The organism is Pseudoalteromonas sp. BZK2, assembly GCF_014349195.1.
Classification (GTDB): domain Bacteria; phylum Pseudomonadota; class Gammaproteobacteria; order Enterobacterales; family Alteromonadaceae; genus Pseudoalteromonas; species Pseudoalteromonas simplex.
Genome location: NZ_JACSOG010000003.1, coordinates 139,886 through 162,407, shown reverse-complemented (window position 1 = coordinate 162,407; position 22,522 = coordinate 139,886). Strand labels below are relative to the sequence as shown.

Annotated in this window: 21 protein-coding genes; 12 read left to right on the top strand and 9 right to left on the bottom strand. The window is 42.3% G+C overall.

Annotation, left to right across the window (positions count from 1 at the left end):
• Positions 1-58: 58 nt before the first annotated feature.
• Positions 59-1,087 (top strand): S-methyl-5-thioribose-1-phosphate isomerase, encoded by a 1,029-nt coding sequence (gene mtnA, locus BIZ38_RS03120; protein ID WP_187489535.1) that lies wholly within the window; start codon positions 59-61, stop codon positions 1,085-1,087.
• Position 1,088: 1 nt separating this feature from the next.
• Here mtnA and BIZ38_RS03115 read toward each other — a convergent pair whose 3' ends face one another.
• From BIZ38_RS03115 to BIZ38_RS03095, 5 genes are all read right to left on the bottom strand, one after another.
• Complete coding sequence (locus BIZ38_RS03115) at positions 1,089-3,251, bottom strand: winged helix-turn-helix domain-containing protein (protein ID WP_187489534.1); 2,163 nt, start codon at positions 3,249-3,251, stop codon at positions 1,089-1,091.
• A gap of 94 nt (positions 3,252-3,345) precedes the next feature.
• The gene (locus tag BIZ38_RS03110; protein ID WP_054552356.1) at positions 3,346-3,687 is read right to left on the bottom strand and encodes a gamma-glutamylcyclotransferase family protein; all 342 of its coding nucleotides are present in this window, start codon (positions 3,685-3,687) and stop codon (positions 3,346-3,348) included.
• Position 3,688: 1 nt separating this feature from the next.
• Positions 3,689-4,231 (bottom strand): 1,2-dihydroxy-3-keto-5-methylthiopentene dioxygenase, encoded by a 543-nt coding sequence (locus BIZ38_RS03105; RefSeq protein ID WP_187489533.1) that lies wholly within the window; start codon positions 4,229-4,231, stop codon positions 3,689-3,691.
• A complete protein-coding gene (mtnC, locus tag BIZ38_RS03100) occupies positions 4,228-4,914 on the bottom strand; it encodes an acireductone synthase (RefSeq protein ID WP_187489532.1) in 687 nt (228 codons plus the stop codon). Before mtnC ends, BIZ38_RS03105 begins: the two co-directional genes overlap by 4 nt.
• Positions 4,911-5,540, bottom strand: coding sequence for a methylthioribulose 1-phosphate dehydratase (locus BIZ38_RS03095; protein WP_166341190.1), 630 nt, complete (start codon positions 5,538-5,540; stop codon positions 4,911-4,913). Before BIZ38_RS03095 ends, mtnC begins: the two co-directional genes overlap by 4 nt.
• Before the next feature lie 99 nt (positions 5,541-5,639).
• Here BIZ38_RS03095 and BIZ38_RS03090 point away from each other — a divergent pair, with 99 nt between their 5' ends.
• The 6 genes from BIZ38_RS03090 to BIZ38_RS03065 all read left to right on the top strand — a co-directional run bounded on the left by BIZ38_RS03090 (position 5,640) and on the right by BIZ38_RS03065 (position 10,911).
• Complete coding sequence (locus tag BIZ38_RS03090; protein WP_187489531.1) at positions 5,640-6,782, top strand: methionine aminotransferase; 1,143 nt, start codon at positions 5,640-5,642, stop codon at positions 6,780-6,782.
• On the top strand, positions 6,770-7,543 hold the full coding sequence (locus tag BIZ38_RS03085) for an amidohydrolase (protein WP_187489530.1): 774 nt from the start codon (positions 6,770-6,772) through the stop codon (positions 7,541-7,543). The genes BIZ38_RS03090 and BIZ38_RS03085 overlap by 13 nt, the downstream gene beginning before the upstream one ends.
• A gap of 65 nt (positions 7,544-7,608) precedes the next feature.
• Positions 7,609-9,024: a mannose-1-phosphate guanylyltransferase/mannose-6-phosphate isomerase gene (locus tag BIZ38_RS03080; protein ID WP_187489529.1), complete on the top strand. Its 1,416-nt coding sequence runs from the start codon at positions 7,609-7,611 to the stop codon at positions 9,022-9,024.
• Positions 9,025-9,082: 58 nt separating this feature from the next.
• Positions 9,083-9,892 carry a hypothetical protein gene (locus BIZ38_RS03075; protein ID WP_187489528.1) on the top strand — a complete coding sequence of 270 codons (810 nt, stop codon included), beginning with the start codon at positions 9,083-9,085 and terminating at the stop codon, positions 9,890-9,892.
• Between the two features lie 65 nt (positions 9,893-9,957).
• Positions 9,958-10,248, top strand: a complete 291-nt coding sequence (locus BIZ38_RS03070; RefSeq protein WP_187489527.1) for a hypothetical protein — start codon at positions 9,958-9,960, stop codon at positions 10,246-10,248.
• A 72-nt stretch (positions 10,249-10,320) separates the two neighbouring features.
• On the top strand, positions 10,321-10,911 hold the full coding sequence (locus BIZ38_RS03065; RefSeq protein WP_187489526.1) for a hypothetical protein: 591 nt from the start codon (positions 10,321-10,323) through the stop codon (positions 10,909-10,911).
• A gap of 43 nt (positions 10,912-10,954) precedes the next feature.
• On the opposite strand, the gene BIZ38_RS03060 is transcribed toward BIZ38_RS03065, so the two are convergent.
• Positions 10,955-12,595 (bottom strand): endonuclease, encoded by a 1,641-nt coding sequence (locus BIZ38_RS03060; protein WP_187489525.1) that lies wholly within the window; start codon positions 12,593-12,595, stop codon positions 10,955-10,957.
• 349 nt (positions 12,596-12,944) lie between these two features.
• Between BIZ38_RS03060 and BIZ38_RS03055 the strand changes: the two genes are divergently transcribed.
• The 5 genes from BIZ38_RS03055 (at position 12,945) to BIZ38_RS03035 (ending at position 18,668) form a co-directional block, all read left to right on the top strand.
• Positions 12,945-14,759, top strand: a complete 1,815-nt coding sequence (locus BIZ38_RS03055) for an assimilatory sulfite reductase (NADPH) flavoprotein subunit (protein WP_187489524.1) — start codon at positions 12,945-12,947, stop codon at positions 14,757-14,759.
• A 48-nt stretch (positions 14,760-14,807) separates the two neighbouring features.
• Positions 14,808-16,505, top strand: a complete 1,698-nt coding sequence (gene cysI, locus BIZ38_RS03050; RefSeq protein WP_058584009.1) for an assimilatory sulfite reductase (NADPH) hemoprotein subunit — start codon at positions 14,808-14,810, stop codon at positions 16,503-16,505.
• 38 nt (positions 16,506-16,543) lie between these two features.
• A complete protein-coding gene (locus BIZ38_RS03045; RefSeq protein ID WP_063701066.1) occupies positions 16,544-17,284 on the top strand; it encodes a phosphoadenylyl-sulfate reductase in 741 nt (246 codons plus the stop codon).
• Between the two features lie 100 nt (positions 17,285-17,384).
• Positions 17,385-18,113 (top strand): substrate-binding periplasmic protein, encoded by a 729-nt coding sequence (locus tag BIZ38_RS03040; protein WP_187489523.1) that lies wholly within the window; start codon positions 17,385-17,387, stop codon positions 18,111-18,113.
• A gap of 12 nt (positions 18,114-18,125) precedes the next feature.
• Positions 18,126-18,668 carry a DUF4124 domain-containing protein gene (locus BIZ38_RS03035; RefSeq protein WP_187489522.1) on the top strand — a complete coding sequence of 181 codons (543 nt, stop codon included), beginning with the start codon at positions 18,126-18,128 and terminating at the stop codon, positions 18,666-18,668.
• Here the strand turns inward: BIZ38_RS03035 and BIZ38_RS03030 are convergent.
• The 3 genes from BIZ38_RS03030 to BIZ38_RS03020 form a co-directional block, all read right to left on the bottom strand.
• Complete coding sequence (locus BIZ38_RS03030) at positions 18,665-18,910, bottom strand: hypothetical protein (RefSeq protein ID WP_187489521.1); 246 nt, start codon at positions 18,908-18,910, stop codon at positions 18,665-18,667. The genes BIZ38_RS03035 and BIZ38_RS03030 overlap by 4 nt on opposite strands.
• Before the next feature lie 211 nt (positions 18,911-19,121).
• Positions 19,122-21,872: an aconitate hydratase AcnA gene (gene acnA, locus BIZ38_RS03025; protein WP_187489520.1), complete on the bottom strand. Its 2,751-nt coding sequence runs from the start codon at positions 21,870-21,872 to the stop codon at positions 19,122-19,124.
• A gap of 220 nt (positions 21,873-22,092) precedes the next feature.
• Positions 22,093-22,512, bottom strand: coding sequence for a hypothetical protein (locus tag BIZ38_RS03020; RefSeq protein WP_187489519.1), 420 nt, complete (start codon positions 22,510-22,512; stop codon positions 22,093-22,095).
• Between the last annotated feature and the right edge of the window lie 10 nt (positions 22,513-22,522).

Genomic DNA, 22,522 nt, shown 5'->3' with positions numbered 1-22,522 from the left:
ACTGATGTAAAATAACTATTCACATAAATTAGTTATTCATTAGTTATTCGGATTCAGTATGCAAGATCTCATCGCCAGCAGTATTAAATATCAGCAAGGTACGCTAACCGTGCTTGATCAGTATTTGTTACCACATCAACAGCATTGGCATGTATTTAACGATGTTGAAACGATGAAAGATTTGATTCTGACTTTGAAAATCCGGGGAGCGCCTTTAATCGGCTTAGGTGCTAGCTTATTGGTTGCACACCTAGCTGAGCAAGGCATGAGTCAATCAGCACTTGCGGTTGCTATAGATGAACTAGAAGCGACACGCCCAACCGCCGTTAACCTTATGCACTGCATGGCCAAGTTACGCCTAGCGCTTGTAGAGACTGATTATGTTGCGGCTGTTGTCTCTACTGCTGAGCAGTTATTTAAAGAAGATATTGCCCTTTGCGATAGCATGGCAGAACGTGGTGCTGCCTTGGTTGATAAAGGTGATAACATTTTAACGCACTGTAATACCGGTGCGTTAGCGACTGCGGGTGTCGGTACTGCATTAGGGGTTATTCATAAAGCGCAGCAACGCCACGGTGATATTCATGTTTGGGTTGATGAAACGAGGCCGCTACTGCAAGGCGGTCGCTTAACGGCTTTTGAGCTTGAGCGCTGGCAAATTCCTTATACCTTGATTTGCGATAACATGGCGGCGAGTTTAATGGCTGCGGGCAAAGTAGATAAAATCTTTGTAGGTGCAGACCGTATTGCTGCAAACGGTGACTTTGCTAATAAGGTAGGTACATATAACCTTGCTGTGTTAGCGCATTTTCATAACATTCCATTTTATGTCGTTGCGCCACTTACGACGCTTGATACACAAACGGCGTGTGGTGCGAATATCGAAATTGAGCAACGCAGCCCTAATGAAGTGCGAGGGGTTAGTGGCAGTTTTGGCGAAGCAATATGGGCACCAACTAACGCGAAGGTTTATAACCCGGCATTTGATGTTACACCGGCTAGCCTAGTCACAGGCTGGGTGCTCGATAGCGGCGTTTATAACCAATCCGATATCGAGCAAGGTATTCTAAAACAGTTAATATCGTAAATTACTCTGCGCTTTTTTTAGTGTAGAGCTCAATGCTATTTTGACTATTTGCGGTTAGTAACGAAATCGCCAGCTTGTCATTACTCGCATTGATATGCGTTATATAGTGTAAGGGCCGCATTTTCATTGCTAGATCAACATCTTGTATGTTTGCCAAGTCAATACTATAAATTTCATTATTTGTGGCAATATATAAGCTGTGATGGTTGCTTGTCATAGTGATAATTGAAGGCTTTAGCTCGATTAGTTTGTCAGGAGTTATCAGCTCACTATAAGTATTGCTGTCACTATCTAAAAGCAAATATTTTCCGTATTTAGAATGGACGATTAGCTGATTATCATCATACCAAGCAATTGCCAATGGGGTGTCGATGGTGCTTTTGACAACCTGATCGCTGTTGGTGTGCAAAATCATTAGTTGGTTTTGCTGGTTACTAAGCTCGGTAAAGATTACTGCAATTTTACTACCTCTGACTGCTGCTAGTTTGCTGTTTCCTGGTAGTGTCCAGTGTTTAACTTCTGAAAAGTCATTGGCATTTAATAAGCTTAGCTTTTGATTGCTTTTATTAAAACTCACCAGCTGACTGCTGTCGTTATTTGCAGAAATAATGGTGGTATCTTCACCAATTTTGTCGGTTATATCTATATATTGGTTGTTTTTTCTGAGCCAGTGCTGTCGTTTATAGTATTCAAGATCAGCGAAGTAGACATCATTATTCGGTAGTGCGACAACATCATCCTCATGCTTATTAGCTGTGGCAATATAGCTCATTTGTTTTGATTTTATGTCAAATATAGCCGCATCACTGTCGTGTAAATCAGTGCTTATCAGTACACTTTGTTTATTAAGAGGGTAAGCGTAATTTGCTCGTTTTACTGGGGCTTTAATGGCTTGTCCCCGACTCATGGTATCAAATGAAAATGATTCAATTGTTAATTTACCGCGGTTATACCAAACAAGCGAGTTAGTTTGTTTATCATAAGTTGCAGCCCAAGCTCGGTATTCGTTGGTGGTTAAAAGTTTGAGTGAGCTACCGTCCAAATTCGCTATATAAATTTCTGCTTGGCCAACATTGTGGCGTTCAAAAATAACACGGTTGGGGTTTTTAAGTGTTGTTAAAATATAATCGCCAGTGCCAGTAATATTAGGTGATGTAATGCGAATTTCTTCACCGGTCTTTAAGTCTTGCGCATACAGAGCAGATAGGTGAGTTAAGCCACGGTAATTATTACGTCTTGTAATTGCCGTATTACCAATTTCAATGTACTGATCTGGTGTGATATTTAATATAGATTGATTTGTAACTGGCTTTAGTAATACTTCATTTGATAGCAAATTGCTTGCTTGCCAAGCACTACAATCATTGAAGTCACTGTTTTCACATGAACTATAAAACAGCCGCTCGCCATCTTCAGACCAGCCCTGTAAAAAGACAGCGCCAGATGTAATTGAGTACTCTTTTTTTGTCGTTAAGTCGACAACATAAATATGCTGATTGTCATTTTGCAGCACATAGGCAAGCTGCGTTTTGTCGTGATTTAGCAATAATTGATAGTGAGTGCCCTTATGCCATGAAATCGTTTCGGCTTGCAGGTCTAAAAATGGCGCTTCGTTTTGTGCTTCATCATTTACTTTAGGTTGCTGTAAGAACAACCAAATAGCCGCAATCAATAAACCAAGCGCTAAGGCTGCAAAAGGCCATGGCCAGCGTGAAGAATGCGCTTTTTGCACGTTAAGGGGAGTTGTATTAACTGGAGTGTTAGCTTCTTTATGTTCTGTGTTTTTATCTTCTGTTATTTGTGGGTCTGAAATGGGGGTGGGCTCAAGAGGCTTAACTTTAATAAATAGGCTATAACCTTTGCGGTAATGGGTTTTAATAGTTTGCCCGGGCTGCTTTTCTGATTTGAGAGTTTTTCTTAGTTCAGAGATGGCACGGTTAATAGCATTGTCATCAACAAAACTTTGTTGCCAAATATTCTCAACCAGCTCTTGGCGAGTGATAATGCGATCATTATGCTCAATAAAGAAACACAGCAATTTAAACAATAAAGGTTCTAGTTCACGCTTATGAGTGCCATCGCTGATGGTTTGCTGCTGAGTGTTAAATTGCCACTCACCCACATAAATAACGGTATCGCGTAAGGGTGAAAATGCCGACCCCATGTTTAGTCCTTTAACTAAAAAATATTAATTTTGATAGGGAAGATAATAACAGCTTTTGTTCTTGATTTGGGTCTTTTTGTTTTATATTTGTAAATTAAAGGCTGTTTTTTGCAACATATAGCCAAGCTTGGTTGTTACATTGGAATGTTTCTGCGATTCGTTGATAATCATCTACTTCGTAAGCATCAGCCTGATTGAGCTCACGTTTAGTGATTAAATAAATAGTGCCATTAACAATATCACTTTGTTTGCCTGTTTTGATTAACGCCGGGTGAAAACGTTGACCACTACTTTTAAGTACGGCTTCGTCGGTGATCTCGACTTCACCAATGACATACCCAGTTAGCGTAGCAGGTTGACCTTCGAGCAAACGCCCAAAGGTATCAAGCTGAACCTGCGGGTACTGTAATGTACCGTAAGAAAATAGCTTTTCCATGTTAGTCCAGCAGCGGGAAGTTGGTAGCAATAGTTGACTCAGTGCTTTTAGCGACCCAACCTTCGGTATTATTGAATAAGCGAATTGCTGTGAATTCAGGGTCGCCGCCCATATCAAACCAATGTGGTGTGAGTTCTGGTACTGAAATTAGGTCGCCTTGTTGACACAGCACTTGATACACTTTATCGCCTAGGTGTAAGCAGAATAAGCCTTGGCCTTTCACAAAAAAACGAACTTCATCTTCGCTATGTGTATGCTCAAACAAGAACTTACCGCGTAGTTCGCTGGCATTTGGATTACCCTTAGCAAGCGAAATAACATCCACTGTTTGATAGCCCCCTTCAGCTTTTAAGCGCTCTATATCGTTAGCATAGGCAGTTAAAATAGCGTCATGGCTGGTATCTTGGTCAATCTGTGCTGTTGCTTGCCATTGCTCAAAGCGAACGCCAACCGCATTCAGCTCACTGGCAATAGCGCTTAAGTCTTCACTATGAAACAGTATGTTGCTTGCGTTGTTATCGTTATAAATAGTTAATTGACTCATGCTAACAGCTCCGCGCTAAATTCCGAAAAGTCGTTGATATATGGGTGAGCATCACTTACCGCTTGGCCATCGCGAACAAGGTGCAAAGTTCCAAGGCCTGCAGCTTTGGCAGCATCAAGCTCTGCCACCACATCGCTTAAAAACAATACTTCGGCAGCGTCAAATGGCAGCTCGGCGATAATATTCTCATAAGAGCTTTGCTGTTGTTTTGCACCGACTTTAGTGTCGAAGTAATCACTAAATAAAGGTCTAACATCACCATAATCAGAAAACTCAAAAATCAGGTGCTGCGCTTTCACAGAGCCTGATGAGTAGACATATAAACTTTTACCAGCATGTTTTTGGGCTTGTAAAAAGTCATAAGCGTCAGGGTAAAGGTGGCCAGTAAAATCACCACTTTCGTAGCCCGTTTGCCAAATTAACCCTTGTAACTGCTTAAGTGGGGTAATTTTTTGATCAGTTTCAATCCAATGAATTAAATGACTAATAACCGTGTCGATATCGGCTTCGGGTTGTTCAATGTGTGCTTTAACGGCCTCAATTTGGGCTGCAACTTCTGGGTCTGTTTGATGTGATTTTACAAACTCAGGTAATTGCCCTGCCGCGTAAGGAAATAATACGTCTTTAACAAATGAGATGCGGGTAATAGTGCCTTCAATATCAGTTAAAATTGCTTTGATCATGGCTGAACTCCAGCTTGAATACCTTCTAGTTTTAGGCGCTCAAGCTCACAGCTAAATAGAAACTCTAACCCTTCTAAATGACGAAGTACTTCTTTGATATCTCGACCAACGACATATAAACCATGGCCACGAATTAATACGGCATGCTCAATAGGGGTGTGAAGGTGATGATCACTGACTAGTAAGCTTAAACGGTCAATGTCTTGGTCATTATCAAAAATGGGAATAGTTAAGGTATCTAAGTGCGATTTGATACCGCTTAAAGATTTTTGCATTTCGTAGCCATGCAAATTGATAGCGTGGCCTTTGATCACACGAGATAACACGGTTGCCGCAACAGAATGAGTGTGCAAAACAAATTTAGCTGACGGGATAAGCTTATACATATTCAAATGTAGCTCAGTTTCAGCTGATGGATTGCCAGAGCCTTTAGTACGATTGCCTTCATGATCAAATTCAATAAATGCATGAGTGCCGAGTTGACCTTTATCGAAACCACTTGCTGTGACGACATAACCGCTTGCAGTGCGGGCTGAAAAGTTACCACCAGTAGCAGGGACCCAGCCACGTTGGCTTACCCATTTACCAGCTTCAATTAGTTCTGAAATAGCGGTATTGTTATGCATATATTCCTCGACATTCTAAAAGTTATTTAGACGGCTATACATCTGTTTTAAGCAATGATAGCATCGCTTCGGGCGCAAAACCATCTTTAAGGAACCTCTGTGTTTGAAAGTAAATTGCCGAATTTAGGCACCAGTATTTTTAGTCAAATGACCGCTCTAGCAAATAAGCACCAAGCGCTTAATTTATCTCAGGGTTTTCCTGAATTTGATGCACCAGAATTACTAAAAAAACAGCTCAATCATTATGTACTTGAGGGAGTAAACCAATATGCGCCTTCAAGTGGGGTTGCAAAGCTACAACAGCAAATAGCGGCTTTGATTGCTAGAAAATACCATAACAACATAAATTACGAGCAACAAGTTACCGTCACCTCTGGGGCAACAGAGGCATTATTCGTAGCAATTCAAGCGCTTGTTAAAGAGGGTGATGAAGTTGTGGTATTTGACCCCGCGTATGACTCGTATCAACCGGCAATTGAACTTGCCGGCGGTCGCTCAGTTCACGTTGCTTTGCATGCGCCAGACTACAAAATCGATTGGCAAACAGTAGCTGATGTTATAACAGACAAAACACGTGTCATCATCATCAACACGCCACATAACCCAAGCGGTAAAATCTTTAAAACAGAAGATATAAATGCCCTTAAAGCGCTTGTTACTAAGCATGATTTATATGTAATTAGTGATGAAGTGTATGAGCACATTACCTTTGATGGCGCTTTACATTTAAGTGCGCTGACCGACCCTGAGTTATTTGCACGTAGTTTTGTGATCTCAAGCTTTGGCAAAACCTTTCACAGCACTGGCTGGAAGATGGGTTATTGTGCTGCACCCGCTCAGCTCATGGTGGAGTTTCGTAAAATTCACCAATATGTGACTTTTTCAAGCTTTACGCCTGCCCAGCATGCACTAGCCGATATGCTTGAGTTAGAGCCAGAACATGTTGATGAACTTAGTGGTTTTTATCAACAAAAACGCGACTTGCTCAGCGAAGCACTAGCGCAAAGCCGTTTTAAAATATTACCAAGTGAAGGCACCTACTTTTTGTTACTCGATTACAGTGATGTGTCTGATCTTGATGATGTTGAGTTTTGCCAATGGTTGGTTGAGCAAGCGGGTGTTGCAGCTGTACCACTCAGTGTGTTTTATAACAGTACAAGCAGCGATAAGGTGATTCGTTTATGTTTTGCAAAAAATGATGACACATTAAAACGTGCCGCGGAGATTTTATGCCAACTTTAACCTTAGCTTTAGTGCAGTCATCACTGCATTGGCTTGATAAAAGCGCCAACCTTGCGCACTTTACAGAGCAGCTTAACAGTTTTAACGAGCAGGTTGATTTAATTGTCTTGCCAGAAACATTTGCCACGGGTTTTGCGATTAATCTAGATTGCAGCGAACCAGAGCAAGGCGAGGTACTTAGCTGGTTAAAAGCCACAGCTAAGCAAAAAAATGCTGTGGTTGCAGGCTCTGTTTTAGTTGCGAAAGGCGACAAAAAGGCTAATCGCTTTTATTGGGTTTGGCCAAATGGCGAAGTGAAGTATTACGACAAACGCCATTTATTCTGTTTAGGTAACGAAGGCAATTTCGTTGCAGCAGGCGAGCAGCGCGAGATATTCGCTATCAATGATTTTCGCATTTTGCCGCAAGTGTGTTACGACTTACGCTTTCCTGTATTTCAGCGTAATTGCAACGACTACGATGTGATGATCAACGTAGCTAATTGGCCAGCAGCTCGTCGCCATGTCTGGGATACCCTGCTAAAAGCACGCGCAATGGAAAACCTATGTTATGTCGTGGGTGTCAATCGCATTGGTGCTGATGGTAATAATGTTGCCCACAGTGGTGGAACTGCCGTTTATGATTTTAAAGGTGACACCTTGGCTAAGCTCGAAGATGGCCAATCGGGTATCATTATTCAGCGCTTAGAAAAATCACCGCTTGATGACTTTCGAAGAGCGTTTCCTGTTCACTTAGATGCTGATCAATTTCAGTTACTGTAATTGCTCGAAGCCGCATACTCAAAAATTTGTTAAACTCATGGTTGGATTATTTACTTTAAGCAATCATGAGTCGCAAAATCACCCCCGTTATTCTTGCTGGTGGCATAGGTTCTCGTTTATGGCCTTTGTCGCGTAAAGCGATGCCTAAGCAGTTTTTGTCTTTGCTTAGCGAAAAATCACTGTTACAGAGCACGCTTTTACGAGTGGTTGACTCACAATTTAATGCGCCAATTCTAGTGTGCAATGAAGAGCATCGCTTTATCGCTAAAGCGCAAATTGCAGAAATCACAGATAGCTATACTTTATTGCTTGAACCTGAAGGTAAAAATACAGCCCCCGCGATTGCCCTAGCCGCTGAATTTGCATTGCAAAATGGTCTAACCGATCCCTTACTAGTCATGCCTGCTGATCACCATATCAGTGATTTTGATAAACTTATTGCCTGCTTAGATAATGCGATAGCGCTTTGTCAACAACAACAATTAGTAACCTTTGCTATTACTCCCACTGAGCCACATACCGGCTATGGTTATATTCGCCAAGGTGAGCCGTTAGCTCATAAAGGCTGTTTTAAGGTGGCTGAGTTCAAAGAAAAACCAGCTCTGCAATTAGCCGAAAAATACCTTGCCAGTGGTGAGTATGGCTGGAATAGCGGCATGTTTTTATTTTTGCCAGATGTGTACTTGAGTGAGCTTAATCGTTTTGCGCCAAAGATTGCTGACAGTGTCGCAAAAGCGGCTAGCTTCACCGCAGATTTAGGGTTTCAACGGCCTGTTGCGGGTGCGCTCACAGCATGCCCAAGTGATTCTATTGATTATGCTATTTTGGAGCGTAGCGCTAACGTTGCTGTTATACCTGTTGACTTAAATTGGAGCGATGTTGGCAGCTTTTCTGCATTATCGAAAATCGCAGAAAAAGACCATCATGGCAACTATTTAGCTTCACAAGGAGTGAGTTTAGATAGCGAAAATAATCTACTGATCAGCGAGGCTGATCACACTATTGCGGCGCTCGGCGTGAGTAATCAAGCAATTATACATACTCATGATGCCACCTTAGTGGCAGACAAAAGTGCGCTCGATAAGCTCCCTGATTTACTTAAACAGCTTGCTGTTGTTGATAGCGATAAACTAACCCACCATCAAGCCGTATTCAGACCTTGGGGCAACTATCGAACTTTAATTGAAAGCACTGGCTTTAAAGTAAAGAAAATAATCGTAAACAGCGGCGCAAAGCTTTCAACTCAACGCCATCAGCACCGTGCAGAACATTGGGTTGTCGTATCTGGAGTGGCAAGCGTGCGAGTAGGTGATGATGAATTTGAATTATCCGCCGACCAATCTTGTTACATCGCGGCTAAGCAGCTACACAGCCTTGCTAATCAGCAATACACGCCACTAATCGTTATCGAAGTACAAACCGGAGCGATACTTGATGAAACTGACATCGAGCGATTTGATGATAGGTATGGGAGGGGATAGCTGGAAGCTTTAAGCTTATCGAAAAGGAGGCTTTTTAACAGAGCTTATGTAAATTCTGTTGTCATTGGTTAAATTTTTACCACCATTTTCTGATGAACTATTTCACTCATCTGGCACTCTTAAAAATAAAAAGCGAGGCGCTTGGGTGTTAAAAGGGAATTACAAAGCATGGATCATCTCGTTATCGCTACATACTGTGCTTTTGTTGTTACTAGCTCGATATGGCAAGTTTGTGAAGTTACACGCCGTCTCAGAACCGCCCAAGGTAATCAACGCGTATGTGAGTGTCGATTTAACAAAGCTACCTAGTTTGCAGAAGACTCAAGACAAACCTTTATCGGATCAGCCGCCAGAAACAGTTGATGAAGCGAAGGCTTTGCCGCTAAGAAAGGAAACCCCTCATAGCAGTCCTAAGCAGAAAAGCGATGATAGGGTTGTTGAATACTCAGTTAGTGAATCCCAAGAAGTGACAACTGAGGTCGCAAAGCCTGATCAGGCACCTGAACACTCAAAAACAACCGAAGTACCCTTTAAAAAGCTCAACCCGTATGCGCCAATTCCAGAGCTTAAGTTTGAAAATGACTCTTCTAATGCATCGCTATTTGGTCAGGTGAACGCCGCAAATAATAATTCGTCTGTAGGCAGGATATCTGTACCTGTGCAATTAACAGTATCAGATAAGGCAAAAGTCGTTTGGCAGAGTGGTGATGGTAGCAAGCGCATCGAGGTGCTAAATGGTATGTGTTATGGCATCGATTTTAATTCGGTGTTTGGTAAATCTGGAGTGCCAAGCGGTTCGCCCAGACCTTGTGAAGACAAGGATGCTAAATTATTTAAAGAAATAATGAATAAGTGGAGTAAAAACTAATAAAAAAACACTTTACCTCAACTTAACTTGAGCTTTTAAAGTGGCGTTTTTAAAAGGGCGCTACAATGAATCCATTAGAAAACTATCTATTAAGCTTGCAGATTAATACTTATAAAACTTCAATTTATCAAGTTATTGAAATACAAACGCGTATTTGGCAATCACTCCAATCAGGCTCTAGCTATGCACTGGCCATGCTGGAGGTATTAGAAGTAGTAAACCATTCAAAACAACAGCAGCATCAAGCACTGTTAAAGCAGGTGTTACAGCTTCTTGGCTATAGTGCCCAATCTCAAGTCGGTAATAATTTACTTATTGCGCATAAGCGCTTTTCACATTCGTTAGAATTATTATGAGCTGTCATTATTAGGTCACAAAGGTTGGGTGAAATAATACTGTTTTAAGGATTGAAACGGAGTTTCTGCATCATGAATGAGCAGCCAGAGATAATTATTATAGGTAATGGCCCAATAAATACCGAGCTTGCTGAGCTGATTGATTGTTGCCCTCGTGTCGTTCGTTTTAACCGCTGTGCAGCAATGCCTACGCACCTAGGTAGGCGATGCACTGATCTATGGCTACTGGGCCGAGGAAGGCAGGCGCAAAGCTTACTTACTGATCCGCTTGTGATGCCGCTTGAAGGGATAAGTAAAGTTGTCGTCACTGATCCTGCGCCAAATTTACTTATGCAGCACATATTCAAACTGATCCGCCGTCAAAGCCGGCTTGACCATGGTGACGCTTTGTTTAATCGATATGGCAAAGGATTACAGCAAGAAAGGTTAACCCAGCAATTTCGCCAATCAGTCCTTGAGTATCTATTAACGTTAGGGCCAACAATACATAAGCCATATTGCCCAAGTTCAGGAACTTTAGCGATTGTTCACTACCTTAAATTGTTTTCAAAAGTGCATATAGCAGGTTTTGGTTTTCAGGGCTGGAAGCGTCATCCATGGCATTTAGAAAAACGCTATGTATCAGAGTTAATTCACGAAAACAAAGTCATTATGCTTGACTGAAAAAAGGCACTTAGCCGAAACTAAGCGCCTTGGCTTAACGAAGTTACCAAATCATTTCTACAAATTCTGGGCGATCCACAAATGGGTTGCGGTTACCTTGATGTTCATAAGCGGCTTGGTTACGGTCAAGCTCTAATTGGCTAACGGGATCCTCGTTATGCCACTTTAATAACATAGTAACGACCCAGCTCTCAAAGACCTGATTAGATGAACCATTCAGTACAGCGTTACTGTAGGTTGTGTTGTTTTGCCATGAGCCAATCACGTTTTCATAGCGTGTTGCCATATAGAAGTACGCTCTTGCAAAGTCACCTTTAAATTCATCAATTGGTTCAAAAACCGTTCCTGAGTAATTTAATGAGCTGGCTGCACTACCTACTTTGCTGCCGTTACTAGAGGTATAGTTTGCACTAGCTACTTCACCAAATGGGTAGTTACTGCGTTTTGAATTGACATAACCGTCAGTGGCAAAAATATGATGTACGTCTGAATTCATTGGCTCAATTGTTCCACCAAACCAACTTTTCGGGAAAGAATGCTCACGGTTGTAGCAGTCTGCTTCGCTGTTGTATGTCCCACATTGGTCGCTCACAGCAACATAGTTGTAGCTGTCTTGGCCTGCAGGGTTTTCTGAATAACGATCTAAAATAGAGTTGTCGTTTTCAAAATACTTATCGCGTGAAGCAACATCGTAAAAGCTCCAAATCGCAGAATAGCCTTGTGAGTTGTGATCTTTAATGATGTTGTATAACTCTGTTTTTAGTGCATAACCACTAAGGCCTTGCGTTGTAACATAGTATCCCGATGGCTCTGTTGGGGTTGTACCACCACCGTCACCGCCGCCTGAGCTATCGCCTAGGCTAAACGGCGTTGCTTCTGAGCTTTGGAAGCTTGCACCACTGGCAAGTACTGTTTGACCTAATGAAAGGCTGTAACTGCCATTGCCGAATGAGCAGCATATGCCATCACCATAACTATCAAAAATAGTAAAGCTATAGTCACCATCCGTTAAACATGCTTGCTCACTGTACTGAGTATTTGCTGCATAGCTGCCGCCTGATGCTACTGCACTACCTTGGCTATTGGTGATTTGCCAGCTGGTTTCTTCTCCATAGTTATCGGTAGTGAGGGTTAAAGACACTTGGTTATAGGCGCAGCTGCCCGAAGGTGGTGGGGTTGCGCCAGTGCTTGGTGCAAAGTTATCTACATAAACTACTTCGCTGCCATCAAAACCAGTTACGTCGTAAAAGCGCAGGCCAACATTAATTGATGTGGTAGCAGAGGCTGTGTACTGATAACTGATTTGTTGCCATTGATTAGTTAATGCTGAATTAGAATAGCCTTGATAGCCATCAACCACTAAGCGAGCTCTTACGCCGCCTTCTGTATGGTAAACCCAAGCTGAAAACTCATAAGTTTCACCCGCCACTACATCAACTAGCTGCTGTAAATCGGTATTACTTTGCGTGCCAGTATTAACCACGACTTGCGCTGAGTAATTACCTGAGTAAACCACATTACTATTAGCGCTAAGGCTAATACCGCTATCTATGGTGCTCCAGCTTGCAGGGGTGTTTGCTGACCAGCTTTCGAAGCTGGCGTTATTAACATTTGCCAATGCTGAACTCGCTAGGCACAGCAAGCCACTGGCTAGCATATATTTTTTACATGTCCCGTGTGACATTGTATTTTCCTTTTCATATTTTTTAATAGTTATTGCTGTTCTTAAAATGAACACAGCGAGTATAGGCTAATTGTCTTATGTTGCAATAATGTTAATTAATAAAAGTTTCTTATTTGGGAATTTTTGCTTTTAACATGTTTTTTTTGGATAAATACTAAATTAATAACTAAATGGAATATCAAAGCAGATTCTATTCTTTTTTAATCGCCTCAGACCTCGTTATTCTTCACGCTCAGATAAACCTTTAAAGCGTTTTTATTAGGTCTTTAAAGTCGAAAAAATTGTTCGCGAAATGACAGTAGCAAGTTCGTTTCGCAGTTAACTTTTCAGGGTTACGAGGAATAAATTCATGTTGTTAAGTCAACTAAATGCAGCGGCGAGCCCGCTATCGCAAGAGCAAGTACAGAAGCTGCAAGGCTTAGTGGCTGAACTTAATCCAATTCAGCAAGCGTGGGTAAGTGGTTACTTAGCTGCGAATGCCAACGCAGGTGCATTAACCGGTGGTGTTGTTGCCACTCCAGCTGCAGGTGATGCTGCACCGCTAACTATTTTATACGGTTCGCAAACGGGTAACGCTAAAGGCGTGGCGAGCAAGTTAAAAGAACAAGCAGAGTCACGCGGTCTAACTGTTAAGCTAGTCAACATGGCTGACTACAAGCCAACTGCCCTGAAAAAAGAAAAGTTCATCACGGTTGTTGTTTCAACTTACGGTGAGGGTGAGCCACCAGAAGATGCTGAAAGCCTGCATGAGTTTTTAGCGACTAAAAAAGCACCAAAACTAGATGGTGTTAAAGTGGCTGTGATTGGCTTAGGTGACTCAAGCTACGAATTCTTCTGCCAAACAGCAAAAGATTTTGAAGAGCGTTTTAACAAGCTTGGCGCAGAAACTATTTTCCAGCGTGCCGACTTAGATGTTGATTACGATGATGAAGCTACTAAGTGGATTGATGGTGCACTTGATGCGTTTGAACCTGATCTTAAAGCGCAGCAACAAGCAAGCGGTGGTCAAGTTGTGGCTATGCCATTTGGTGCAGCGGCACCAGCATCAAGCCAATACACCAAGCAAAACCCATTTGCTGCAGAGCTAAGCGTTGTGCAAAAAATTACCGGTCGTGATTCAACCAAAGATGTGCGTCATGTTGAAATTTCATTAGAAGGTTCAGACATTACCTATACACCGGGTGATTCGCTAGGCGTTTACTTCTTAAATGACGAAGTGCTTGTTGATGAAGTTCTTACGCTTACACAAATCGATGCATCTAGCACGGTTAAATTAGGCGATGAAGAGCTAACTATTCGTGATGCATTAATCGAAAAATTAGAATTAACTCAGTCATATCCCGGTTTTGTTGAGAAATACGCAACAGCAACTGGCAATCCTGAATTATTAAAGTTAGTTGAAGATAAAGCGGCAATGCGTGAGTATATCGAACCTCGCCAAATCTTCGATATTATTCGTCAAAACCCAGCTCAGCTGGAAGCACAAACCTTAGTAGACTGCTTACGTAAACTACAAGCACGTTTATATTCGATTGCATCTAGCCAAGCAGAAGTTGAAGAAGAAGTTCACTTAACGGTGGGTCTGGTTGAGTTTGATGCATTCGGCAGCGAGCACTTAGGTGGTTGTTCTGGCTATTTAGCACGTCGTGCTGAGGAAGGCTGCAAAGTAAAAGTATTCAGCGAGCATAACGATAACTTCCGTTTACCGGCTAATGATGAAACGCCAATTATCATGGTAGGTCCGGGTACGGGTATTGCACCTTTCCGTGCGTTTTTACAAGAGCGTGATGCCCGTGAAGCAAGCGGTAAAAACTGGTTATTCTTTGGTAACCCACACTTTACCCAAGACTTTTTATATCAAGTAGAAATTCAAAGTTACTTGAAGTCAGGTTTATTGACTAAAGTGGATGTGGCGTTTAGCCGTGACCAAGCGGAAAAAGTATATGTTCAAGACAAACTTCGTAAAAACAGCCAAGAAGTATTTGCTTGGTTAGAAGCGGGTGCTCATTTCTATATCTGTGGTGATGCAAACCGTATGGCGAAAGATGTTCATCAGGCGCTTGTCGACATTATCAAAGAAAATAGCGGCAAAGATGATGAACAAGCTGAGCAATACTTAAAAGATTTACGTAGCGCAAATCGCTATCAGAAAGACGTGTACTAATCACGTTAAAAGCTAACAGCCGTCACTGTAACAAATTTAGGAAATACCATGAGCGAACAAGACAAAAACGTAAAGCTTTCTGATAACGAGCGTTTGAAAAGAGAAAGTAACTTTTTACGTGGCACAATTGAGCAAGATTTAAAAGACGAGATCACCGGTGGTTTCACTGCTGATAACTTCCAACTGATCCGTTTCCACGGCATGTACCAGCAAGATGACCGTGACATTCGCCCTGAGCGCGCTAAACAAAAATTAGAGCCGTTACATAACGTAATGTTACGTGCTCGTATGCCTGGCGGTATCATCAAGCCAGAGCAATGGTTAGCGATTGATAAGTTTGCTGAAGAGAAAACCAGCTATGGCAGTATTCGTTTAACCACGCGTCAAACGTTCCAGTTCCATGGTGTGCTTAAGCCAAACATTAAAGGCATGCACCAAATGCTTAATAGCGTGGGTATTGACTCAATTGCAACGGCGGGCGATGTAAACCGAAACGTATTATGTACAACGAACCCAGTTGAATCTGAGCTTCACCAAGAAGCGTACGAGTGGGCAGCGAAGATCTCTGAGCACCTATTACCAAAAACCAAAGCATACGCTGAAATTTGGCTAAATGGTGAAAAGAGTGAAACTACTGAAGAGCCAATTTTAGGTTCAACTTACTTACCGCGTAAGTTTAAAACCACAGTAACAATTCCACCGAACAATGAAGTGGATGTGCATGCGAACGACTTAAACTTCGTGGCAATTGCAGAAAACGGCAAGTTAGTTGGTTTTAACGTGTTAGTAGGTGGTGGTCTTGCGATGACTCACGGTGATACCGCAACGTATCCTCGTAAAGCAGATGACTTTGGTTTTATCCCACTTGAGCACACGTTAAAAATTGCTGAGCACGTGGTGTCTGTACAACGTGATTGGGGTAACCGCTCAAATCGTAAAAATGCAAAAACTAAATACACACTAGACCGTGTCGGTTCTGATGTATTTAAAGCAGAAGTTGAAAAACGTGCCGGTGTTCAATTTCAGCAAAGCCGCCCGTATGAGTTCACTCACCGTGGTGACCGTATCGGTTGGGTTGAAGGTATTGATGGTAAGCATCACTTAACGCTGTTTATCCAAAGTGGCCGTATTTTAGATTACCCAAATCAACCTCTTAAAACAGGCTGCCGTAAAATTGCTGAAATTCACCAAGGTGATTTCCGTATGACTGCAAACCAAAACTTGATCATCGCAGGTGTTCCGGCTGATCAAAAAGCGGTAATCGAAGAGATTGCTCGCAACCATGGCTTAATTGATGACAGTCATACAGAGCAGCGTAAAAACTCAATGGCGTGTGTGGCATTACCAACCTGTCCGTTAGCGATGGCTGAAGCTGAGCGTTATTTACCAAGCTTAATTGAGAAAACTGAAGCGTTATTAGCTAAGCACGGCATTAGCGATGACAACATCATTATGCGTGTTGTGGGTTGTCCGAATGGCTGTGGCCGCGCAATGTTGGCAGAAGCGGGTCTGGTTGGTAAAGGTCCGGGTAAATACAACGTGTACTTAGGTGGTAACCGTGAAGGCACGCGTATTCCTAAATTGTATTTAGAAAATGTTGGCGAAGACGTATACCTAGAGGCATTCGATAAGCTTATTGGCCAATGGGCAAGTGAGCGTAATGAAGGCGAGTGTTTTGGTGATTTTGTAATTCGCAAAGGCATTGTTGCTGAAGTTAAAGTTTCAGTAACCGATTTTCACGCATAATTTTATAAGCGACACCGCTTTAAGGTTTGGAATTAACCATGAGTGAATTTAAAAACATCTTAACGATGAGCAAAGAAGACCAAACAGCTATGCTGGCTGATATTAATGGTCTTCTGGCTGATAAAAGCGCAGAGGAGCGTGTTGCGTGGGCACTTGAAAACTTACCAAGCACGCACTTTTTGTCGTCGAGCTTTGGTATTCAAGCGGCGGTGATGCTGCACTTAGTGACATCACAGCAGCCAGATATTCCTGTGGTACTGACTGACACTGGTTATTTGTTCCCTGAAACCTATCAGTTCATCGAGCAAATGACGGAGCGACTTTCGCTTAATCTTAAAGTTTATAAAGCTGAGCTTAGCCCGGCGTGGCAAGAAGCGAAGTTTGGGAAACTTTGGGAACAAGGTGAAGCCGGTATTAAGCAGTACAATCAACTGAATAAAGTTGAGCCAATGACCCGTGCTTTAAACGAGCTTGAAGCGGGCACCTGGTTTAGTGGTTTGCGCCGTGATCAATCATCTAGTCGGGCTGACAAGCAAATTGTTGAAATCAGCCGTGGTACTGTGAAAGTGTATCCACTTATTGAGTGGAACAATCGCGATATTTATCAGTATCTAACTAAGCATGATTTGCCATATCACCCACTTTGGGAGCAAGGTTATGTATCTATGGGCGATGTTCATACAACCCGTAAACTTGAGCCTGGCATGACAGAAGAAGAGACACGTTTCTTCGGTTTAAACCGTGAATGTGGCTTACATATTGATGGTGACGGTATCTAATCCTAAATTCCTATCAGAATTTTCGTAAAGCGCAACCTAGGTTGCGCTTTTTTTGTGCTATTTATATACAATCCCAGGCTCAATTTTATGAGAGAAAATTATGAGTCGTGCTGTTGTTTTTTTATTATTGCTTTTAATTGCGCCTTTAGTGCGAGCAGAAACGTTACAGGTTGCGCTGTATGACACGGATTATCCCCCTTATCATTTTGCTGACAGTGGTCATAAAGGACTTGTTGATGAGCTATTAACTCGTTTTGCTGAAAAATATAATCACGATATTCAATACATGCTGGTACCCGAGGTGCGTTCACAGCACTTACTAGATGCAGGTAAAGTCGATGTACGCTTAGAGTCTGAGCAATGGTATCGTGGAAATAAGCAATACTATTGGAGTGATAGTATCGCTCTTGTAGAAGATATTTTAGTGATGCCCAGTGGTTGTCATATTCCAACGATTGATAAGTTAGGCGGCTATGTGTTGATGGCCCGCTTTGGTTATACCTACCCGCAATTTGAAGCATTGTTTGCATCAGGTAAGTTGCACCGTGAAGATTTTTACTCTGAAATAGATATGCTGAAGGCTTTAGTTGATATGCAGCAAAATCAACGTGTTGCTGTTATCGCAAAAAACACACTGCAGTGGTATGCCTCAAAAAATAATGCCTTTAAAAAATTCACGGTAAGTGATTACAGTGTGGGCAAAGCGCCGATGCAATTACAGTTTGCTTACAATGAAAAAGGGAAGCGTATGAGCGAGCAATTTAATGAATTTATGAAAAATCTTAAATCATCCGGTGAATTTGCTAAGATTGAGAGTAACTACCAATAATCGGTAAATGGAATGATTAAGCGTTTTTGTTATCTTGCGGTTATGTTGCTACTGACCAGTGTTGCCCTGCTGTTTTACATTAAAAAGCCAGACGGAAAACCTTACCTAGAGCTGAGCATGTTCGAGCGTTACGCAGAAAAAGTAAGTGGTGATGTGAGTGATTTTGCTTCGCAAAGTGCCGATACACTTACCAGCCAAGCAAAAAAGCTCACTGAGAAGTTGAGCTTGAGCAAAGACGCAAATGCACCTGTCGTGGTGTATAAATGGCAAGATGAACATGGTCAGTGGCACTATGCTGATGCCCCTCACCCTAATTACGTTAGTACCGCGGTAAGTTTAGATCCTAACGACATAACAGTGTTACCTGCAGAGACATTTCAAGTTGATGAGAAGCAAGCAGCAACAGTTAAAACTGACGAAACATCTTCGGTGCTTGGGGTATACGACCCTAAAAACGTACAAAAGATGATGAAAGACGCTGAGCAAGTAAAGCAGCTTATGGAGCAACGTAACAAGCAACTTGAGCAGCAGCTCAAAGAGCAAGGTGGGAATTAGCTTTGTTTGTTTTGAGCTGTGAGATCGCTTTCCATTTTCATCAGTAAAATAGTGAGATAAATTTTGGTGGGCAAAGAGAACAGCACACCAACAGCAATGCACGCTGCGCTGATCATAATGCCATGCACACCCATGCTATCACTTAAGTAATTGCCGGCTAATAAAGAGTGCCCCAATATAATTAGGCAAATGCCTAAAATAATAAAGGTTTTTAAGATTCGAATGATGGTTTGTTCAGTCATACAAGCACCTCACTTTAGCCTTAATTAAAGTGTAGGTACTGTTGTCATTAAGAGGATTGTTCTAAATCAAGCAAGTGTCGGTTATTTGTCTAATTTTAACGCGCTGGTTTTTATGCGCTTTTCATTTTTTGTAAATAAGTGTGTTGGCCTAAACTGCAATTTATTGTAAAAAAGGGCTGAAAATTCAGCCCCTTAGTTAACTTAAAAGCAATTACTGCTCAGCCAGCATATTACGCAGAACATACTGTAAAATACCGCCATGTTTGTAGTAGTCCCATTCTTTCGGGGTATCTATACGTACATCAACACTAAAGCTAATTTGTTTGCCTTCGCTGTTAGTGGCAATCACACTGACTTCATTGGTTTTGTCGTATAAGCCTTCAAAATCGAACGACTCTTGGCCGGTTAAACCGAGTGACTCATAGCTTTCACCTTCTTTAAATTGTAGGGGTAAAACACCCATACCAATCAGATTTGAACGGTGAATACGCTCATAGCTTTGTGCAATAACGGCTTTAACACCAAGCAGAAGTGAACCTTTAGCAGCCCAGTCGCGTGATGAGCCTGTGCCATATTCCGCGCCCGCTAAAATAATCAGTGGCGTGCCATCTTGCTGATATTGCATCGCTGCATCATAAATGCTGGCGAGCTCATCGCTTGGTTGCATACGGGTCACACCACCTTCGGTACCCGGTGCTAATAGATTACGTAAACGCACATTAGCAAAGGTACCTCGCATCATTACTTCGTGGTTACCACGACGCGAACCGTACGAGTTAAATTGTGCTTTTTGCACACCGTGCTCTTGCAAGTAAAGACCTGCTGGGGCATCTGCTTTAATCGCACCTGCTGGCGAAATGTGGTCAGTGGTTACTGAGTCACCTAATTTTGCTAAACAGCGCGCACCACTAATGCTAGGAATGCCAGGAGGCTCAATCTCCATGCCATCAAAGAATGGCGCTTTTTTGATGTAGGTTGACGCATCATCCCAATCATAAAGTTTGCCATCAGGAATTTGAATTTTCTGCCAACGATCATCACCTTGATACACATTGCCATAGCTTGATGCGAACATTTCTTTGGTTACAGTTTCGCGGACGAGCTCGTTTACTTCACTAACACTTGGCCAGATATTTTTTAGATAAATGTCATTACCATTAGGGTCTTGCGCAAGCGGCTCATTGTAAACGTCGATATCTGTACGACCCGCAATTGCGTATGCAACCACAAGGGGTGGTGACGCTAAAAAGTTCATTTTCACATCTTGGTGAATACGGCCTTCAAAGTTACGGTTACCCGATAAAATAGAGCTTACAACCAGTTTATGTTTTTGAATTGCATCAGTGATTTCATCAGCTAGTGGGCCTGAGTTACCGATACAGGTTGTACAACCATAACCGACAAGGTTAAAGCCTAACGCATCTAAGTCATCCATTAAGTCGGCTTTTTTCAAGTAATCAGTCACCACTTGTGAGCCTGGAGCAAGTGAGGTTTTAACCCATGGCTTAACCTTTAACCCTAATTGCTTGGCTTTTTTAGCCACTAGGCCAGCTGCTAAAATAACACTTGGATTTGAAGTGTTTGTACAACTTGTAATTGCAGCAATGACACAAGCACAATCATTAAGCTCAAACTCTTCGCCTTTAAAGTTAACCTTAGCTGCGCCCATAAACTGTGCTTCGTTTACTGGCTCATCAGGGTTAGTGGTTGGGCCCTCGTCTTCAATGCGCGCCTCTTGAACATCGCTTTTATCTCGATGTTGCATACGCTCTTCTTGAAAGCCTTTTAAATGCTCACCAATGATGCTACCTGCTTTATCAAGGGCAATTCTATCTTGCGGGCGCTTAGGTCCAGCAAGGCTTGGCACAACATCGTCAAGTGATAACTCTAGTGTGTCGGTATAATGAGCTTCATCGCCAGGGTTACGCCATAAACCTTGGTGCTTAGCATAGTCCTCGATGAGCTTAAGTTGTTTGTCATCGCGGTTAGTTAAACGTAGGTAGTTGATGGTTTCATCATCAATTGGGAAAATACCGCAGGTTGCACCATACTCAGGCGCCATGTTTGCGATAGTTGCACGGTCTGCAAGCGGTAAATCAGCAAGACCATCACCATAAAACTCAACAAATTTACCCACTACGCCATGGTTACGCAGCATTTCTGTTACGGTTAGTACCAGGTCGGTTGCCGTTGTGCCTTCTGGCAGGCGACCATTGAGCTTAAAGCCAATGACCTGTGGAATGAGTAAACTGATCGGTTGACCAAGCATTGCGGCTTCGGCTTCAATTCCACCCACACCCCAGCCTAACACCCCAAGACCATTGATCATGGTAGTGTGCGAATCGGTTCCGACTAGGGTATCTGGATAGGCGAGTGATTTACCATTTTTACTATCGTTAAATACCACGCGGGCTAAATATTCTAAATTAACTTGGTGTACGATGCCGGTTGCTGGTGGCACGACTTTCAAGTTATCGAAGGCAGTTTGCCCCCAGCGTAAAAATTCGTAACGCTCTTTGTTACGCTCATATTCAAGTTTCGCATTTAAGTCGAATGAGCCATCTTCACCGTAGCCGTCAACTTGTACTGAGTGGTCAATAACAAGCTCAGCAGGCGACAGCGGGTTAATTTTCGCAGGGTCGCCGCCAAGTTTTTCCATGGCATCACGCATCGCGGCTAAATCGACAATGGCGGGTACGCCGGTAAAATCTTGCATGACAACACGAGCAGGCGTAAACGCTACTTCTGCTGATGGTTTCGCTTGAGGGTCCCAGTTTAATAAGGCATCGATATCTTGCTTTTTAATATTAACGCCATCTTCATTGCGCAACAGGTTTTCAAGTAAGATTTTTAGAGAGAATGGCAGACGTTTTGCTTTGTCGCCTAAACCTTGTAAAGAGTGAATATGATATTGCTCACCATTAATCGTAAGCTGCTTTTGGGTATCAAAACTGTTATTCATTATTTGCCCCTGTGGTTTGAGCAAGCAATTTGGCTTGCTTTGTTGTTTCCTTTTCGAAATAGACACAGTGTTATTGCAAACTTAATACCAGCTGAGAAATTCATCTAGCTGATGAAAAAATATGCTACCTAATATAGTTGCTGCTGATGTGATTTATTTCAAGGGAAGGGGGCAGATAAAAAGGGTAGTCACTTTAAACTACCCTCAGAAATAAGTGTTTTTAGTTAAGCCAGTTTTGTTGTTTACCTTTATGGCTAATAAACAATAATAGTAAACCAATAACGATCACACACAGTGGCATTGCTAATGCGCTAGTACCAAACATAGCAAGGCTATCTATCACCACAAAATTATAATATTGCTGGACTAATACTGCGATAAACGAGATTAAAAATAACTCGCGCGCAAGGGCTTTTTTTGCCAGTAATAAGATGCTCGCGAAGCTTGCTGCAAACACGGCTATCGCAAAGGCAGCCGTTGACCAGAGCGGTATGTCGCGGTATGCGGCTTGTTGTGCTTCGGGGAGTTGGTTAATCATTTCGGGTGTGATCAACAGTTGCATTATAAACGCAATGACACCTAAAAAATTCCATACAAGGGCTGCCCAAGCAAGTGGCTTGAGCCAAGCTGGAGGATTCATAAATCACCTT

What these genes read in the sequence shown, in the direction of transcription:
- BIZ38_RS03095 (WP_166341190.1), bottom strand. Translation starts at nt 5,540, where the DNA reads ATGCATAACAATACCGCTATTTCAGAACTAATTGAAGCTGGTAAATGG.
- BIZ38_RS03085 (WP_187489530.1), top strand. Translation starts at nt 6,770, where the DNA reads ATGCCAACTTTAACCTTAGCTTTAGTGCAGTCATCACTGCATTGGCTT.
- BIZ38_RS03115 (WP_187489534.1), bottom strand. Translation starts at nt 3,251, where the DNA reads ATGGGGTCGGCATTTTCACCCTTACGCGATACCGTTATTTATGTGGGT.
- BIZ38_RS03080 (WP_187489529.1), top strand. Translation starts at nt 7,609, where the DNA reads ATGAGTCGCAAAATCACCCCCGTTATTCTTGCTGGTGGCATAGGTTCT.
- mtnC (WP_187489532.1), bottom strand. Translation starts at nt 4,914, where the DNA reads ATGATCAAAGCAATTTTAACTGATATTGAAGGCACTATTACCCGCATC.
- acnA (WP_187489520.1), bottom strand. Translation starts at nt 21,872, where the DNA reads ATGAATAACAGTTTTGATACCCAAAAGCAGCTTACGATTAATGGTGAG.
- BIZ38_RS03110 (WP_054552356.1), bottom strand. Translation starts at nt 3,687, where the DNA reads ATGGAAAAGCTATTTTCTTACGGTACATTACAGTACCCGCAGGTTCAG.
- BIZ38_RS03030 (WP_187489521.1), bottom strand. Translation starts at nt 18,910, where the DNA reads ATGACTGAACAAACCATCATTCGAATCTTAAAAACCTTTATTATTTTA.
- BIZ38_RS03040 (WP_187489523.1), top strand. Translation starts at nt 17,385, where the DNA reads ATGAGTCGTGCTGTTGTTTTTTTATTATTGCTTTTAATTGCGCCTTTA.
- BIZ38_RS03055 (WP_187489524.1), top strand. Translation starts at nt 12,945, where the DNA reads ATGTTGTTAAGTCAACTAAATGCAGCGGCGAGCCCGCTATCGCAAGAG.
- BIZ38_RS03045 (WP_063701066.1), top strand. Translation starts at nt 16,544, where the DNA reads ATGAGTGAATTTAAAAACATCTTAACGATGAGCAAAGAAGACCAAACA.
- BIZ38_RS03020 (WP_187489519.1), bottom strand. Translation starts at nt 22,512, where the DNA reads ATGAATCCTCCAGCTTGGCTCAAGCCACTTGCTTGGGCAGCCCTTGTA.
- BIZ38_RS03065 (WP_187489526.1), top strand. Translation starts at nt 10,321, where the DNA reads ATGAATGAGCAGCCAGAGATAATTATTATAGGTAATGGCCCAATAAAT.
- mtnA (WP_187489535.1), top strand. Translation starts at nt 59, where the DNA reads ATGCAAGATCTCATCGCCAGCAGTATTAAATATCAGCAAGGTACGCTA.
- cysI (WP_058584009.1), top strand. Translation starts at nt 14,808, where the DNA reads ATGAGCGAACAAGACAAAAACGTAAAGCTTTCTGATAACGAGCGTTTG.
- BIZ38_RS03070 (WP_187489527.1), top strand. Translation starts at nt 9,958, where the DNA reads ATGAATCCATTAGAAAACTATCTATTAAGCTTGCAGATTAATACTTAT.
- BIZ38_RS03035 (WP_187489522.1), top strand. Translation starts at nt 18,126, where the DNA reads ATGATTAAGCGTTTTTGTTATCTTGCGGTTATGTTGCTACTGACCAGT.
- BIZ38_RS03060 (WP_187489525.1), bottom strand. Translation starts at nt 12,595, where the DNA reads ATGTCACACGGGACATGTAAAAAATATATGCTAGCCAGTGGCTTGCTG.
- BIZ38_RS03105 (WP_187489533.1), bottom strand. Translation starts at nt 4,231, where the DNA reads ATGAGTCAATTAACTATTTATAACGATAACAACGCAAGCAACATACTG.